Source organism: Acidovorax sp. JMULE5 (assembly GCF_013376875.1).
GTDB lineage: Bacteria > Pseudomonadota > Gammaproteobacteria > Burkholderiales > Burkholderiaceae_C > Acidovorax > Acidovorax facilis.
The window spans coordinates 3,681,311-3,697,342 of the sequence record NZ_CP035951.1; the positions used below are offsets into that span (position 1 = coordinate 3,681,311).

Genomic DNA, 16,032 nt, shown 5'->3' on the forward strand with positions numbered 1-16,032 from the left:
GGCGCAAATTGGCAGTCCATGATTGCTTCGCCGTGCGCAAGAGTTCACAGTGCTGGTTCCTATTTCACCCACTCCAAGGAGAGCACCATGCCCCACGCGTTGAACTGGTTCGAGATCCCCGTGACCAACTTCACCCGCGCCAAGACTTTCTACGAGACGGTGTTGGGCATCACCATTGCGCCGATGGAAATGGGCCCGACCAAAATGGGCATGTTGTCCACCGACCCCACTGCCGTGGGCGGTGCCATCGTGCAGGGCGAGGGCGGTATGCCGTCGCAGAGCGGGACGATGGTGTATCTCAATGGCGGAGAGGACCTGGCCCCGATGCTGGCGCGCGTAGCGCAGGCGGGTGGGGCGGTGGTGGTGCCCAAGACGGAGATCGGCAACGACTTCGGCTTCTTTGCCCATTTTGTGGACACCGAGGGCAACAAGGTTGGGCTGCACTCGATGAAGTAGTGGGTACCCCGCCCGATGGAAAACGGACCGGCTACGCCACCGGTTCGCCAATACTTCCGGGCTGCGTCAGCCGCTCCAGCTGCGTCAGATACACCAGTGCTTGCCCATTGCTGGTTCCGCACATTTCCACCGACGGCATCAACCCGCCGCACACCGCCGGTCGCTCGGGCTGCCCAAAAATGCGGCAGCGTGCATCGTCCCCCAGTTGAATACACCGCACCCCCGCAGGCTTGCCCTGGGGCATGCCCGGGATGGGCGAGCTGATGGAGGGGGCGGTGCAGCAGGCGCCGCAGCCGGGGCGGCAGTTCATGGGTGGTTGCTATTATTTACGTAGCTGCTAGCGCTTATTGGGAAAGAGCTAGAGGCCAATTTGACTCAAATTTTGGCGTTCACTGGCCAGCGGCAGCATCACCGTGCAGGCGGCTGGACGCCCACAGCACCTGGTCGACCACGGCGCGCACGCGGTCGCGGTGGGCTTGCTGGATAAGGGCGCCGCTGTCGTCAAACGCGCTGCCCGCCGAGCCCAGCGCAAACGCCTTGGGCGCCAGCCAGCATTCGGCGTTGATGAGCAAGGGGGCCAGGTGGCTTTGCGAGCGCAGGCCGCCCAGGGCGCCGGGCGAGGCGCTGAGCATGCCCACCACTTTGCCGCGAAAGCTCTTGCCGCCGTCTTGCCAATCAGGGTTGCCTTTGACGGGGCTGGAGGCCCAGTCGATGGTGTTCTTGAGCAGGGCGGTGTAGCTGCCGTTGTACTCGGGCGAGCAGATGACCCAGGCGGGGTGCTGCCACAAGATTTCTTTGAGCCTGATCACGTCGGCCGGTGTGCCCTGGGCTTCGAGGTCGGCGTTGTACAGCGGGATGTCGAAATCCGACAGTTCCAGCAGCGTGACGCTGGCACCGGCGTCGCGTGCGATGGCGGCGGTGGCGTGGGCCAGTTTGCGGTTGAAGGATTGCTGGCGGGTGCTGCCGGCAAAGATGAGGAGGGAGGAGGGGGTCGTGTGTGGCATGGTGCCTGCGATTGAATCACAGGCGTACGGCAGGAATCCTGCAAGCGAGGCAGGCCGGGCAGGGTTATTCCGTGGTGTGGCTGCACGGTGTTCAGGGCGGATGTAGCGATCTACGTGCCGCGACCGGCAAGCCGCCCCACCAGCGTCCCCAGCGCTGTGGCAAAGCAGCCCAGGCTGAGCAGCGCACGCCACAGGTTGGCAGCATTCCACTGGTCACGCACTTTGGCCCAGTCGGCGGGCAGGGCCTGGGGGTTCCAGGCTTCGGTGGTGTGGTTGAGTGGCAGGTTGACCTGCTGGGTGAAGAACACAATGCCCAGCAGGTAGGCCACGCCGACCACGGCCAGCAGGCGCCACCACAGTGTGCGGTGTTCACGCCAGGCCGTAGCCACGGCCAGCGCGCACCACAGCGGTGGTCCAAAGAACAGCGCAAAGAACAGGGCGTGCCGCACGTTGCGGTTGAAGGCCGACTGCACGGTGGCGTAGGTGGCGCCATCCATCTGCAGCGTGGCCAGGTTGACGTTGGCGCTGTAGGTGCCAAAGAACCCGGCCATGAGGCCGAGCCACAGGACGGCGAGGGTGTGGGGGATGAGGGAGAGGGGGACAGGCGTGTTGTTAGGGTGGTGGATGGCGGTCATGGGCGGTCCTTTTGGGAGATGCCCGCACTCTGCCGAAGGCCCGTGCTCTGCGCCTTATCCTTTGATAAGCCCCATCTCGCTGCGCAGGCGCGACAGCGAGACGTCGGTCACGCCCAGGTACGAGGCCAGGTGTTTGAGGGCGATGCGCTCGGCCCATTGCGGGTGTTGCTCCAGCAAACGGGCGTAGCGCTGGCGGGCGCTGAGCTGCAAGAACTCCTGCTCGCGCTGCATCTTGCCGTCGAGCAGGGCGCAGAGCACCCGGTGCTCCAGCGCAGTCCACGGTGACCAGCCCGCGCTGGGCAGAGGGTCACTGGGATGGGTGGGCAAGGGCAGCGCCCACACCACGCTGTCTTCCATAGGTTCCACGTGAAACATCACCGGTTGCTGGCGCAGTGTGGGGGTGATGGGCCAGCACAGGGCGCCGTCCAGAAAGAAGTTCTTGTTGGATTCGGCTCCGTCGCGGTCCAGGTAGTACAGCCGCAGCGCGCCGCGCTCCACCCACCACAGGTGCCGCCAGTGTTCGCCTGCACGCAGCAGGGGCTGGCCGCGTTCGAACACGCGCCGCTCGGCGCTGGCCCACCAGGTGCCGATGGCCTCTGGTGGTGGCCCGAGCAACTGCGTCAGAAACAGGGGGAGAGAAGGGGGCACAGACACAGCCTTCGCAAAGTGGGAAAATCGCGGGTTGCCTGCTGGGGCGCCAAGTGCGCCCACCCTCAGCAGGGCCGGTGTGCAGCACCTCAGGCAGAGGGTGCCTGCGCGCGCTGGATATTTTGATTGTCGGGCCGTCAGGCCCCGGAGTGTTCCCCATGTTGTACCCCCAGGAGTTTGATGTGATCGTTGTCGGCGGTGGCCATGCAGGCACCGAGGCCGCGCTGGCCGCTGCGCGCATGGGCAGCAAAACGCTGCTGCTGACCCACAACATCGAGACGCTGGGCCAGATGAGCTGCAACCCCAGCATTGGCGGCATCGGCAAGGGCCATCTGGTGAAGGAAGTAGATGCGCTTGGTGGTGCGATGGCCTTGGCCACGGACGAGGGCGGCATCCAGTTCCGCATTCTCAACAGCTCCAAGGGCCCTGCGGTGCGGGCCACGCGGGCGCAGGCTGACCGCATCCTGTACAAGGCCGCCATCCGCCGCATGCTGGAGAACCAGCCCAACCTGTGGCTGTTCCAGCAGGCGGTGGACGACTTGATGGTGGAGGGCGACCGGGTGGTGGGCGCCGTCACGCAGGTGGGTATCCGGTTCCGCTCGCGTACGGTGGTGCTCACCGCCGGGACGTTCCTGGACGGCAAGATCCACGTGGGGCTGAACAACTACGCGGCGGGCAGGGCGGGTGACCCGCCTGCCGTGTCGCTGTCGGCACGCCTCAAGGAGCTGAAGCTGCCCCAGGGCCGCCTGAAGACCGGCACGCCGCCCCGGCTGGATGGGCGCAGCATCGACTTCTCGAAGTGCACTGAGCAGCCCGGCGACGGCATGCCCGGTGGTGTGAACGAGGGCACGGTGCCCGTGTTCAGCTTCATGGGCAACGCAGAAATGCACCCGCGCCAGATGCCTTGCTGGGTGACGCACACCAACGAACGCACGCACGAGATCATCCGCAGCGGCTTTGACCGCAGCCCCATGTTCACCGGCAAGATCGAGGGCGTGGGCCCGCGTTACTGCCCCAGCGTGGAAGACAAGATCAACCGCTTTGCCGACAAGGACAGCCACCAGATCTTCCTGGAGCCTGAGGGGCTGACCACGCACGAGTTTTACCCCAACGGCATCAGCACCAGCCTGCCATTCGACATCCAGTACGAGCTGGTGCGCAGCATGAAGGGGCTGGAAAACGCGCACATCCTGCGCCCCGGCTACGCCATTGAGTACGACTACTTTGACCCGCGTTCGCTCAAGAGCAGCTTCGAGACGCGGCAGATCCAGGGCCTGTTCTTTGCCGGGCAGATCAACGGCACCACCGGCTACGAAGAGGCGGCAGCCCAGGGCCTGTTTGCGGGTATCAACGCCGCGCTGCAATGCCGTGGCGATGCGCCTTGGCTGCCCGGCCGCGACGAGGCTTACCTGGGCGTGCTGGTGGACGACCTCATCACCAAGGGCGTGACCGAGCCCTACCGCATGTTCACCAGCCGGGCCGAGTTCCGCCTGCAGCTGCGCGAGGACAACGCCGACATGCGCCTGACCGAAGTGGGGCGCCAGATGGGCCTGGTGGATGATGCGCGCTGGGATGCGTTCAGCCGCAAGCGCGATGCGGTTTCACGTGAAACAGAACGCCTGAAGGCCACCTGGGTGAACCCGCGCAATCTGCCTGCGGCGGAGTCTGAGCGCGTGCTGGGCAAGAGCATTGAGCATGAATACAACCTGTTCGAACTGCTGCGCCGCCCGGATGTGAACTACACCAACCTGATGTCCATGGACGGCGGTAAATACGCGTCCCATGATGTTTCACGTGAAACGCTGGGCCCATTGAGCGAGCCGGTGGTGGAGCAAGTGGAGATTGCCGCCAAGTATTCGGGCTACATCGACCGCCAGCGGGATGAGGTGGGGCGCGCCGCGCATTTTGAAAAGCTGCGGTTGCCGGCCGAGCTGGACTACATGCAGGTCACCGCCCTGAGCATCGAGGCACGCCAGGTGCTCAGCCGCCACCGGCCCGAAACCCTGGGCCACGCCTCGCGCATCACGGGCATCACGCCGGCGGCGATCTCGCTGCTGATGGTGCATCTCAAGAAGGGCGGGTTCAAGGAGTTTGCGGCGGTTGCGGCTGCCAAGGCAGAAGGGGAAGTGGCGGCATGACGATGGCAGTGACAAACGACAGCTTGCGCCAACAGCTGCACGCAGGGGCCGATGCCTTGGCCCTGGGTCTGACCGACGCCCAGATCACCCTGTTGATGGATTTTCTGGCCCTGCTGCAGAAGTGGAACAAGGTCTACAACCTGACCTCGGTGCGCGACCCGCAGGAGATGATGACGCACCATCTGCTGGACAGCCTTGCCGCTGTGCCGCCGCTGCGCCGCCATGTTGCTGTGCTTTCAGGAGAGGGTCACCACGCTGTGCGCTTGCTCGACGTCGGCTCGGGCGGAGGTCTGCCCGGTGTGGTGTTTGCCATCTGCTGTCCGGAAGTGGATGTGAGCTGCGTAGACACCGTGGGCAAAAAGGCTGCGTTCATCCAGCAGGCGGCGGTGGCGCTGAAGCTGCGTAACCTGCATGGCGTGCACGCGCGGGTCGAGACGTTGACGACCCCCTTTGACATCATCAGCTGCCGCGCCTTTGCCTCTTTGCCTGACTTTGTGACCTGGTCGCGCGCCGCGCTGGTGGCATCGCACGGGGTCTGGCTGGCCATGAAAGGCAAGCACCCCGAGGATGAAATTACGGCCCTGCCCACCGATGTGTCGGTGTTTCACGTGGAACAGCTCACTGTCCCAGGCCTCGACGCCGAGCGCTGCATCATCTGGATGAAGCCGGTCTGACCGTCGGCCGCTAGCTTGTCAGCGGCCGGGGCGGGGTGGTCGCGTAAACTCGGCACCTCACTTCGGGTGCATCCATCTGCGCACCCGTCCAGCACACCGGGAGAGATCATCATGACTTACGCAAAACCGGATCGGGCGTGCCTCCTGCCACAAGAGCACGTACCGTCGTTGCATCCTTATTTGCGGAAGTCCTAAGCATGTTCGGCATCGCAGACTACGGCGCCTTTGTCGCCGCCATTGTGTTGTTCCTGCTCATTCCGGGCCCCGGCAATCTGGCGCTCATCACCTCCACCAGCAAGGGCGGCGTGCGGGGCGGCCTGGCGGCCACAATGGGGGTGATCGCGGGCGACCAAGTGCTGATGTGGGGCGCGGTGGCCGGTGTGGCGGCGCTGCTGGCCACGTACCCCACGGCGTTCAATGCAGTGCAGTGGTTGGGCGCGGCCTACCTGGCCTGGCTGGGCTTCAAGATGCTCACGGCCAAACCCGGCGCACAACCCATCCTCAACATCCAGCCGCGCCACTACTTCAAACAGGCCGGCCTGATCACCTTGCTCAACCCCAAGGCCATCGTGTTTTACATGGCGTTCTTCCCTCTGTTTGTGGACCCGGCCCGGCACCAGGGCTTGCTGACCTTTGGCGTGATGGCGGCGACGGTGGCGGTGCTGACGTTTATCTACGGGCTGGTCGCCGTGCTGCTCACGCACCACCTGGCCGAGCGCATGCGCGCCAACCCGCGCATCGGCCGCGTGCTGGAGAAGGTGGCGGGCGTCTTTCTGATCGGCTTTGGCATCAAGCTCGCCATCTCCAAATAAAACAACGACAACAACAACACGGACTGCAACACCCACATGGCCAAAATTTTCTGCGTTGCCAACCAAAAGGGTGGCGTTGGCAAGACCACCACCACCGTCAACCTTGCTGCGGGTCTGGCCAAGATCGGCCAGCGCGTGTTGATGGTGGACCTGGACCCGCAGGGCAACGCCACCATGGGCTCGGGCGTGGACAAGCGCAGCCTCGACCTCACGGTGTACGACGTGCTGCTCGAATCCGCCTCGGTCAAAGAGGCAGCTGTGTTGTCGGACAAATGTGGCTACTGGGTGCTGGGCGCCAACCGCGAGCTGGCGGGTGCCGAGGTGGAGCTGGTGGCGCTGGAGCACCGCGAAAAGCGCCTCAAGGCCGCGCTGGCCGAGGCCGATACCGACTTCGATTTCGTGCTCATCGACTGTCCGCCCAGCTTGAGCATGCTCACCCTCAACGGCCTGTGCAGCGCCCATGGCGTGATCGTGCCCATGCAGTGCGAATACTTCGCCCTCGAAGGCCTGACCGATCTGGTGAACACCATCAAGCAGGTGCATGCCAACCTCAATGCCGACCTGCAGATCATCGGCCTGCTGCGCGTGATGTTTGACCCGCGCATCACGCTGCAGCAGCAGGTCAGCGACCAGCTCAAGGGGCACTTTGGCGAGAAGGTGTTCAACAGCGTGATCCCGCGCAACGTGCGCCTGGCCGAGGCGCCCAGCTATGGGCTGCCGGGCGTGGTGTTTGACCCGGCGGCCAAGGGCAGCCAGGCGTTTGTCGAGTTTGCGCAAGAGATGGTGGACCGCGTGCAGAACATGCCCGCTGCCGCCACTTCTATAGCCAAAATAGCCTCTAGCGCTTGATGGATAAGCACTGGCAGCTATCAATATGGTAGTAATGAAGGCGTCTAACATCCTCCTCTTGCCCGGATGGCAGAACTCCGGTCCGGACCACTGGCAAAGCGTGTGGGAGGCCCAGCATGGCTACCACCGCGTGGAGCAACACGACTGGATGCGCCCGCTGCGCGGCGACTGGTCGGCGCGCCTGGAAGAAACCGTGGTCGATGCCGACGGCCCCGTGGTGCTGGTGGCGCACAGCCTGGGCTGCGTTCTCACCGCATGGTGGGCTGCGCATTCGGCCAACGCGCACCGTGTGGTGGGTGCGCTGCTGGTGGCACCGGGCGATGTGGAGCGGCCCGATCTGGCCGCGCAGATCCACGGCTGGGCGCCCATTGCGCGCAAGCCGCTGCCGTTCCCGGCCGTGCTGGTGGGCAGCCACAACGACCCGTACTGCAGCTTCGAGCGCGCCGAAGGGCTGGCGCAGGCCTGGGGTGCGCGGTTTGTGGACTATGGCGAGCGCGGGCATATCAATGCCGAATCCGGCCTGGGCGACTGGGACGAGGGGCGCGGCTGGTTACAAGAACTTTTAGAGAGGGATACGTGATGGGTGGTCAGAGAACAGTAGTCAAGCTAGAAACCGAAGAGCCCACTTTGCGGCTGGCTGTCTTAATCGACGCCGACAACGCCCAGGCCGCCGTTATCGAAGGTTTGCTCGCTGAGATTGCAAGGTACGGCGAAGCAGCAGTGCGGCGCATTTACGGCGATTTCACTTCTCCCGCTAGCGCTTCATGGAAGAAGGTTCTGAACCAGCACTCCATCAAACCGGTGCAGCAGTTCGCCTACACGACAGGAAAAAACGCTACCGATAGCACGATGATCATCGATGCGATGGATCTGCTTTACACGCGCAAATTTGATGGCTTCTGTTTGGTCACGAGTGATAGTGACTTCACAGGACTGGCGGTTCGGCTTAGAGAAGAAGGCCTCACCGTCTTTGGTTTTGGCGAAAAGAAAACGCCAGAACCATTCCGAAACGCGTGCCACAAGTTTGTGTTCACCGAAATTTTCCGCCCATCGGTTCCTGCCTCTATGCCTCTGGCTCAGCAGGGAGTCCAAACTCCACTGTCTGAACCCCCGGCGCTACCTGTGACGGTGAATACTTCTCCCACAGAGGGTGCCGCTCAAGTCTTTCCTCGTGAGTTCGTGATGCAAGCGCTAGATAGTTCGGTGGACGATTCTGGTTGGGCCCACTTAGGCACGTTTGGCAGTTACCTAACCAAACTCCAGCCAGACTTTGATTCGCGGCATTACGGTTTTAAGAAACTCTCGGACTTGGTTAAAGCCAAGACCGATCTGTTTGCAACGGAAGAGCGCACAGCGCCTGGTTCGCAGCAGAAAGTCTTGTATTTGCGAGCGCAAGCTCCCACAGCGATTAAGTAAGGAAAGCATGGTCACCAAAAAACCCAAGGGCCTCGGCCGAGGCCTGGAAGCCCTGCTGGGCCCCAAGGTCGAAGAAAAAGTGGAGCAGGCCCAGGCGGCCGAAGCCGGGCTGCCCAGCAGCCTGCCGCTGTCCGAGCTGGTGCCCGGCGTGTACCAGCCGCGCACACGCATGGACGAGGGTGCGCTGTACGAGCTGGCCGAATCCATCAAGGCCCAGGGCATCATGCAGCCCATCCTGGTGCGGCGCCTGGCGGGTGGCGACAACGCCGGCAAGTACGAAATCATTGCGGGCGAGCGGCGGTTCCGCGCCTCGCGCCTGGCGGGCCTGGCCGAGGTGCCGGTGCTGGTGCGCGATGTCCCCGACGAGTCGGCGGCGGCCATGGCGCTCATCGAGAACATCCAGCGCGAAGACCTCAACCCGCTGGAAGAAGCCCATGGCCTGCAGCGCCTGGTCAAGGAGTTTGGCCTCACGCACGAGCTGGCCGCGCAGGCCGTGGGCCGCTCGCGCAGCGCCGCCAGCAACCTGCTGCGCCTGTTGAACCTGGCCGAGCCCGTGCAGACCATGCTGATGGCGGGCGACATCGACATGGGCCATGCGCGCGCGCTGCTGTCGCTGGACCGCGCGGCCCAGATCACCGCGGGCAACCAGATCGCGGCCAAGAAGCTGTCGGTGCGCGAGGCCGAAGCGCTGGTCAAGAAGATCGGTGCCGAGTTCAGCCTGGTGCCGCAAAAGCCCCAGAAGGAAAAGTCGCGCGACTTGAAGCGCGTGGAAGAAGAACTCTCGGACCTGCTCATGGCCGAGGTCGAGGTGCGCGTGAAAAAGCGCGTGAAGCGCCATGGCCGGGTGGAGGACATGGGCGAGCTGGCGATTCAGTTCGGCTCGCTCGAAGCTTTGAATGGCTTGATCGACCGCCTGCGGGGTTGACTGTAACCCCCCCCTGAGTCGCCTTCGGCGCCTTCCCCCCAGGGGGGACGACGCCCTCGCTGCGGGGCGGCCCTTGCTCGGCGTCTCTCGCTTCGGCCGCGCCGGTTTCAAGGGTTACGCCTTGTGCATAGAGGGGGTTGAAAATCTTGCCCGAAGGTCTGGCGTGAAATAGCGCACACAAACGGTTTCCACAGGTAACTTGCGCAGGCAAAATGCGTCTGTGCGGGGCCTACACTGCGCTGCGTTCAACACACCCGGGTTGACCGCAAGGCCTCTTCACAGGGCGGCGAAAGTGCCGCCCTGTGGCCCACGATGGTTTGCCGGGTGATCCATGTATCTCCTGGAGCAGACCCCCATGACCTCTTTGCGCTTCGTCCTGCCCCCCGCCTGCCTGGCCGTTGGCCTGTGCATCGCCAGCCTGGGCGCCCAGGCCCAAACCACCAAAGCCCCCAAAGTCCAGCTGTGGATGGATGTCTCCACCGGCACCATGGCGGGCATGCCTGAGATGGACAGCCTCCCCGGTGGCGGCGGCATGCTCGGCGGCCTGATGGGGGGGATGGGCGGTGGCGCGCAGGGCAGGGCGGGTGGTGGTAACACGTCCTATGGTCACGCCCGCGCCATGTCCATCATGCCGCCGCGTGTCATCGACATCGCCTTGCACAACACCCTGCGCCCCGGCGTCGAAGCCAGCCAGGCCATACCGCCTGGTATGCGCATGGGCGAATCCCTTCCGCTGATCCCGCCCCGTGCCCAGCCCACCCAGACCGAGCCGGGCGAGGTGCCGCAGGAATACCAGCAGCACCAGCCCAAGGGCCGCATCCTGCTGTACTGGGGCTGCGGCGCCTCGGTGCGTGCGGGCCAGCCGCGCGTCATCGATCTGGCGCGCGCCAAGCCGACCGACTACGCACAGGCGTTTGCCGGCCGAGCCGTGCCCGACCGGGGGCCGCGCGTGGGCCCGGCCTATGCGCTGTACCCCAACGAACGCAACCAGGTGAGCCTGTCGCGGGACAGCTCGCTGGTGGGCGAACACCAGGTGCGCGGCGACGGTGTGCCTGCGTCCATGAAGTTCACGCTGGGTGCGGCACAAGACCTCATGCCCGCCATCGACCTGCGCACCACCGGCAAGCCGCAGGACAGCATGGGCACCAGCTGGCAGCCCGTGCGCAATGCGCGCGCCTATTACCTACATGCCATGTCGCAAAGTGGGGACGACCTCATCATGTGGTCCAGCGCCGAGACGCCCGACACGGGCATGGGCCTGTTCGACTACCTCTCGCCCGCCACCATCGACCGCTGGCTCAAGGAGCGCGTGCTGCTGCAGCCCGAAACCACGCAGTGCGCCATTCCGCAGGGCATTTTTGCAGGCGGCGGGCGCGACGCCACGCCCATGCTGCGCATGATGGCCTATGGCGGCGAAAGCCACATCGTGCACCCCCCGCGCCCGGCGGACCCCAAGGCCGCGTGGGAGCCCGAGTGGGCCGTGCGCGTGCGTGTGAAATCACACACCATGGCCATGCTGGGCGAGGAGATGCAGGGGCGGCGCGGGGGCATGGGGGCTGCTCCGCCGGCCGCTTCGGGCGGTGCCTATTCGAGCGGCATGGGCGGTGCGCCGACCGGCCAGCAGCCCGCTGGCGACGGCGGTGCGGAATCCGGCAACGCGGGCAACGTGGTGAACCCTGTCAACCTGCTGCGCGGCATTTTGGGCCGTTAAGAATCCATGTTGGCCCTGCGCATGCCCTGGCCCCTGCCCGCGCTGGTCGCGTGGGCTTGCGCGTGGCTGATTTTTGTGGCGCTCCAGCGCGCGGTTCCCCCCGTGGCTGCCTTGCTGGTCGCCTGCCTGCTGGGGACGGCGGCCAGTGTCCTGGGCGACAGCTGGTGGCGACGCGGGTTGATTGCGGCGGGCTTTCCGCTGTCGCTGGCGCTGCTGGGTGCGGCCAGCCTGCCGACCTGGGCGTGGCTGGTGCCGCTGGCGCTGCTGCTGCTGGTCTACCCCCTGAACGCTTGGCGCGATGCGCCGCTGTTTCCCACGCCCCACCATGCGCTGCAGTCGCTGGCCTCGCAGGCTCCGCTGCCGCTGGGTGCCCGCGTGCTGGATGCGGGCAGCGGCGTGGGCGATGGCCTCAAGGCGCTGCGCCACGCCTACCCGGCCGCACAGCTGGAGGGCATCGAATGGAGCTGGCCCCTGCGCCTGCTGTGCGCCCTGCGGTGCCCCTGGGCCCGGGTGCGGCGCGCCGACATGTGGGCCGAGGACTGGAGCCCCTACCGCATGGTCTATCTGTTCCAACGGCCCGAAAGCATGGCCCGCGCCGCCGCCAAGGCCCAGGCCGAGCTGGCAACCGGGGCATGGCTGGTGAGCCTGGAATTTGCGGTACCCGGCGTTCTGCCCTGTGCACAGCTGCGTGCGCCCGGTGGCCGCGTGGTGTGGCTGTACCGCATGCCCCTGAACCGCGTCGAGGCATGAAATGGCACTGTTCGATTGCGATTTGAGCCGTTCGCCACGGTTACAGAAAAGATACAAGCTTTTGCTACATTGCGTCCCTGGCTACAACCCCATACAAAACTACCAAGAAACTCACAGCCAGAGGGGGCTGCCAGCAGCACGTGAACGCGCCGGGAGGGGGCGCACCGGCCGCCAGCACCTTCCTTGTCCGGACTTCCCATCCTGCAGGCCACACCGGCTTCTGCGGCGCACCACCCTGACCGGTGTGCCCGCAGCGCGGTGCCGTCTTGCGCGTGGACATGGCCGGGGTTTTCTGGTGCACCACCGACCGATCTGCAAGGAGCATTCATGACCGCCCATCCATCCCGTTTCCGCCCGCGCCTTCTGTGGGTGCTGGCCCTGAGTGCCGCCCTGACCGGCTGCGCCACCATGCAGAGCCACGACAAGCTGGCGACCGACATGCAGAATGCCGGCCGCAGCGGCGGCATTCCCGCAGCCATCGCCCAGCTCGAAAGCACGGCCAAGACCGAAGAAGAAAAAACCGCGCTGCTCTACAACATGGAACGCGGCGAGCTGCTGCGCATGGACCGCCGCTACCCCGACAGCACCAACGCCTTCCTGCTGGCCGACAACAAGGTCAAGGAATGGGAAGAAACCGCCAAGACCAACCCGAGCAAACTCATGGGCACCGTGGGCGCTGCGCTGATCAGCGAACGCCTGAAGGTCTACGAGGGTCAGGACTATGAAAAGGTGTGGGTGACCACGCGCCTGGCGCTCAACCGCATGGCCGTGGGCGACTTTGAAAACGCCCGTGTGGACATCAAGCGCACCCACGAGCGCGAAGCCATCATTGCCGAGTTCCGCGCCAAGGAAACCCTGGCCGCTGAAGAAGAAGCAAAGTCCAAGGGCGCCACCTCTGGCGGCAAGGAACTCAACGGCTACCCCGTCGAGACGCTGAACGATCCCGAAGTGCTGGCGCTCAAGAACGGCTACCAGAACGCGCTTTCGCACTACCTGGCCGGTTTTCTGTACGAAATGCTCAACGAGCCCGGCCTGGCCGCGCCCGGCTACCGCAAGGCCATTGAGCTCAAGCCCGAAACCGGCGTGCTCGAAGAAGGCCTGCGCGGCCTGGATACGCGCACAGGCTTCACCTGGAAGCGCCGCCAGCGCATGACCGACGTGCTCTTCATCGTCGAAGCCGGTGATGCCCCCGCGCGCAAGCCCAAGGCCTTCACCATTCCCGTGCCCACGGGCCGTGGTTTGGTCACGGCCAGCATCTCCTACCCCGTGATCGAGCCGTCTTCCGATCCACTGCTGACCACCATCTCCGCTGCTGGCACCGACCTCAAGCTCGAAAAAGTGGTGGACGTGAACGTGATGGCGCGCCGCGCGCTCAAGGACGAAATGCCCGGCATGGTGCTGCGTGGCTTCACCCGCGCCGTGGCCAAGGGCGTGCTGCAGAACGAACTGCAAAAGCGCGGCGGCCTCATCGGCGGCATCATCGGCGCGGCCGCCTCGGTGGCCACCGAGCAGGCCGACGACCGCATGTGGCGCATGCTGCCCGGCCGCGTGTATGTGGCCCGTGGCTACCTGCCGCCCGGCGAGCATGTGGTGAGCGTGAACGGCCGCCAGCTGCCCCAGCCCATCAAGATCGACGGCCAGTACGCCCTGGTGCCCCTGCGCATGTATGAAAACAGCGTGCTGACCGGCGACGTGGCCATGCTCGGCCAGCTGCCCACCGTGGCGGCGGCACCGCAGCCCGCCGCAGAGCCTGCCACCACCGTGCGCACGACGACGACCACCACCACCCGCACGCGCTCGGTGCCCAAGTCGGCGGTCAAGTCCACCTCGGCCACGCCTGCCGCCAAGAACTGAAACCGAACATGTCCCATTTTCAAGGAGCCTCTGGCATGAGAACCCGTTTTGCCCTTGCCGCCGCCGCACCCGCCGTTGCGTGCGCGGTCCTCGCGATGACCCTGGCCACCGCTGCCCGCGCCCAGCTGCACGACCCGGCCACCCCGCTGGCCGTGGCGTCCAAGGTCGCCCTGCGTGGCGAAGCCAACAGCATCGCCGTGCGCGAGATGCGCATCGTGCGCAAGAACGACATCCTGGTCGTGCAGGCCGACATGGCCAACATGGGCCGCACCGACCGCACCGTGTTCTACCGATTCAAGTGGCTGGACAACGTGGGCAACCAGGTGGGCGATGGCGAATCCTGGAAGCAGATGAGCGTGCTCGGCCTGGGCCAGCAGACTGTCAAGAGCGTGGCGCCCACCTCTGCGGCTGTCGATCTGCGCCTGGAAATGAATGTGGAGCCGCGCTGATCGCGCCGCGCCAATCCCTGTTTGAGTGAGGAGTAAACCAACATGAACACCAAGAACCGCATCCAGCGCAGCGCGCTGGTCCTGGCCTTTGCGGCCAGCACCCTGGCCCTGTCGGCCTGCCAGAACCTGTCGTCCCCCACCGTGCGTTTTGACCGCCAGGTCAACTACGGCGATGCCAAGGCCGTCGAGCTGGTGACCAACGAATTCGGCTCCACCGACCTGCAGATGATTGCCGAGAAGATGACCGGCGGTTTGCTCGAAACCGGCATCTTCCAGGGCCGCCCCACGGTGACGATCTCCACCGTGAAGAACAAGACCAGCGAATACATCGACACCACCAACGTGATGAACTCGATCCAGACTTCGCTGGTCAAGTCGGGCAAGGTGCGTTTCGTGCGCTCCATCAACGAGATGCAGGCCGGTGTGGACGAGCTGCAGCGCCAGAACCAGAGCGGCCTGTACAAGCAGGGCACCACCGCCAAGGTCGGCCAGATGACGGCCGCCAAGTACAGCATGGAAGGCGAGCTGACCAGCATCGTCAAGCAGAACAACGCGACCAAGGACGTGTACTACAAGTTCACGCTCAAGCTGTTTGATGTGCAGGAAGGCACGATCGAGTGGCAGGACGAAAAGGAAATCCGGAAGACCAGCAAGCGCTGATCTTTTCCAAGGAGCACACCATGCAACGCAGAACCACTTTGCACACGGCCCTGGCCGTGATCGCCGCCACCACGCTGGCCTGGGGCACGGGCGCCCAGGCGCAGCAGCCCGGCGCGGCGCCCAAGATCGCCGTGACCGACCTGGCCTATGCCCAGCGCGTGTCCGAATACTTTGTGGCCGGCACCTACCAGCGCAGCAGCCAGATGAGCGCAGGCGGCAGCCACAGCGGTGGCTACAGCCACGGCCCCTATGGCGGTGGCGGTTCGCACTCGGGCAGCCACTCGATGCAGGCGTCCGAGCAGGCCAGCGGCACCTACGTGGCCGGGCGCTACAGCTACATCGAGCAGCGCGAGCTGGGTGGCTACACCAACGACATCAAGGGCGCCATCCTGCAGGGCACCTACTTCCGCCTGATCCAGGGCAAGGGCTTTGACGCAGGCAAGCCCCAGCCGAGCAAGGCCGAGCAGGTGCTCAACCAGGTGCAGGGCGGCAAGATGGCCACGCCGCAGGTTCAGCCCCAGGTCAACGACGTGATCAGCCGCATCAAGAAGGGCGAGTTCAACGGCGCCGACTACGTGCTGTTCGGCGTGGTGTCGAGCATCGACTTCACCGACGCGCTCTCGCCCCTGCAAGGCACCACCAGCGCCACGCGCCAGTACGGCCTGCAGCTCCTGGCCGACTTCTCGCTCATCAACACCAAGACCTACGAGATCAAGGCCGCGTTCTCCGCCCAGGGCGAAGGCAACGACACCAAGATCCTGTCGATCCGTGGCGACATTGCGCCCCCCAACCGCGCCAAGGTGATGCGCGAAACCTCGCTGTCGCTCGCGCAGGACGTGTACCAGCAGCTCGCCATGCAGCTGGGCTACACCGACGCCAACCTAGCGCGCGGCGTGCGCCCGCCCGTGGTCTACCAGCAGGGCGGCCAGCCCATGCCCGTGCCGCAACCTCAGCAGCCCGAGCAGGTCATCATCTTGAAGTAGCAGGAGCGGCAACCCCGTGAGGCGCTGCCGCTCGGTGCCGACCGCCGGGGGCCGCAGCCCCTTGCTCG

Annotated in this window: 18 protein-coding genes; 14 read left to right on the forward strand and 4 right to left on the reverse strand. The window is 65.1% G+C overall.

Annotated features, from left to right (window positions below):
• Nucleotides 1-87: 87 nt before the first annotated feature.
• Nucleotides 88-456 (forward strand): VOC family protein, encoded by a 369-nt coding sequence (locus tag EXV95_RS16720; protein WP_176887693.1) that lies wholly within the window; start codon nucleotides 88-90, stop codon nucleotides 454-456.
• A gap of 31 nt (nucleotides 457-487) precedes the next feature.
• Here EXV95_RS16720 and EXV95_RS16725 read toward each other — a convergent pair whose 3' ends face one another.
• The 4 genes from EXV95_RS16725 to EXV95_RS16740 form a co-directional block, all read right to left on the reverse strand.
• Nucleotides 488-766: a YkgJ family cysteine cluster protein gene (locus EXV95_RS16725; protein WP_176887694.1), complete on the reverse strand. Its 279-nt coding sequence runs from the start codon at nucleotides 764-766 to the stop codon at nucleotides 488-490.
• A gap of 79 nt (nucleotides 767-845) precedes the next feature.
• A complete protein-coding gene (locus EXV95_RS16730) occupies nucleotides 846-1,460 on the reverse strand; it encodes an NADPH-dependent FMN reductase (protein WP_176887695.1) in 615 nt (204 codons plus the stop codon).
• Between the two features lie 110 nt (nucleotides 1,461-1,570).
• Entirely contained in the window at nucleotides 1,571-2,095 is a 525-nt protein-coding gene (locus EXV95_RS16735) for a DUF1772 domain-containing protein (protein ID WP_176887696.1), read from the reverse strand.
• A 54-nt stretch (nucleotides 2,096-2,149) separates the two neighbouring features.
• Nucleotides 2,150-2,743 (reverse strand): Crp/Fnr family transcriptional regulator, encoded by a 594-nt coding sequence (locus EXV95_RS16740; protein WP_255484769.1) that lies wholly within the window; start codon nucleotides 2,741-2,743, stop codon nucleotides 2,150-2,152.
• 158 nt (nucleotides 2,744-2,901) lie between these two features.
• Between EXV95_RS16740 and mnmG the strand changes: the two genes are divergently transcribed.
• The 13 genes from mnmG (at nucleotide 2,902) to EXV95_RS16805 (ending at nucleotide 15,964) form a co-directional block, all read left to right on the forward strand.
• Entirely contained in the window at nucleotides 2,902-4,881 is a 1,980-nt protein-coding gene (mnmG, locus tag EXV95_RS16745) for a tRNA uridine-5-carboxymethylaminomethyl(34) synthesis enzyme MnmG (RefSeq protein ID WP_176887698.1), read from the forward strand.
• Nucleotides 4,878-5,555, forward strand: coding sequence for a 16S rRNA (guanine(527)-N(7))-methyltransferase RsmG (gene rsmG, locus EXV95_RS16750; protein ID WP_370460086.1), 678 nt, complete (start codon nucleotides 4,878-4,880; stop codon nucleotides 5,553-5,555). Before mnmG ends, rsmG begins: the two co-directional genes overlap by 4 nt.
• Before the next feature lie 197 nt (nucleotides 5,556-5,752).
• Nucleotides 5,753-6,367, forward strand: a complete 615-nt coding sequence (locus tag EXV95_RS16755; protein ID WP_176887700.1) for a LysE family transporter — start codon at nucleotides 5,753-5,755, stop codon at nucleotides 6,365-6,367.
• Between the two features lie 36 nt (nucleotides 6,368-6,403).
• Nucleotides 6,404-7,216, forward strand: coding sequence for a ParA family protein (locus EXV95_RS16760; RefSeq protein ID WP_176887701.1), 813 nt, complete (start codon nucleotides 6,404-6,406; stop codon nucleotides 7,214-7,216).
• A gap of 34 nt (nucleotides 7,217-7,250) precedes the next feature.
• Nucleotides 7,251-7,796: an alpha/beta hydrolase gene (locus EXV95_RS16765; protein ID WP_176887702.1), complete on the forward strand. Its 546-nt coding sequence runs from the start codon at nucleotides 7,251-7,253 to the stop codon at nucleotides 7,794-7,796.
• Entirely contained in the window at nucleotides 7,796-8,632 is an 837-nt protein-coding gene (locus EXV95_RS16770; RefSeq protein ID WP_176887703.1) for an NYN domain-containing protein, read from the forward strand. Before EXV95_RS16765 ends, EXV95_RS16770 begins: the two co-directional genes overlap by 1 nt.
• A gap of 7 nt (nucleotides 8,633-8,639) precedes the next feature.
• The gene (locus EXV95_RS16775) at nucleotides 8,640-9,557 is read left to right on the forward strand and encodes a ParB/RepB/Spo0J family partition protein (RefSeq protein ID WP_176887704.1); all 918 of its coding nucleotides are present in this window, start codon (nucleotides 8,640-8,642) and stop codon (nucleotides 9,555-9,557) included.
• A 355-nt stretch (nucleotides 9,558-9,912) separates the two neighbouring features.
• Nucleotides 9,913-11,268: a hypothetical protein gene (locus EXV95_RS16780; RefSeq protein ID WP_176887705.1), complete on the forward strand. Its 1,356-nt coding sequence runs from the start codon at nucleotides 9,913-9,915 to the stop codon at nucleotides 11,266-11,268.
• 6 nt (nucleotides 11,269-11,274) lie between these two features.
• Complete coding sequence (locus tag EXV95_RS16785; RefSeq protein WP_176887706.1) at nucleotides 11,275-12,018, forward strand: class I SAM-dependent methyltransferase; 744 nt, start codon at nucleotides 11,275-11,277, stop codon at nucleotides 12,016-12,018.
• A 327-nt stretch (nucleotides 12,019-12,345) separates the two neighbouring features.
• Nucleotides 12,346-13,872 carry a COG3014 family protein gene (locus tag EXV95_RS16790; RefSeq protein WP_055395761.1) on the forward strand — a complete coding sequence of 509 codons (1,527 nt, stop codon included), beginning with the start codon at nucleotides 12,346-12,348 and terminating at the stop codon, nucleotides 13,870-13,872.
• Between the two features lie 35 nt (nucleotides 13,873-13,907).
• Nucleotides 13,908-14,321: a YcfL family protein gene (locus EXV95_RS16795; protein ID WP_055395763.1), complete on the forward strand. Its 414-nt coding sequence runs from the start codon at nucleotides 13,908-13,910 to the stop codon at nucleotides 14,319-14,321.
• A 42-nt stretch (nucleotides 14,322-14,363) separates the two neighbouring features.
• A complete protein-coding gene (gene lpoB, locus EXV95_RS16800) occupies nucleotides 14,364-14,981 on the forward strand; it encodes a penicillin-binding protein activator LpoB (RefSeq protein WP_218135467.1) in 618 nt (205 codons plus the stop codon).
• Nucleotides 14,982-15,001: 20 nt separating this feature from the next.
• Nucleotides 15,002-15,964, forward strand: coding sequence for a hypothetical protein (locus EXV95_RS16805; protein ID WP_176887707.1), 963 nt, complete (start codon nucleotides 15,002-15,004; stop codon nucleotides 15,962-15,964).
• Nucleotides 15,965-16,032: the final 68 nt, after the last annotated feature.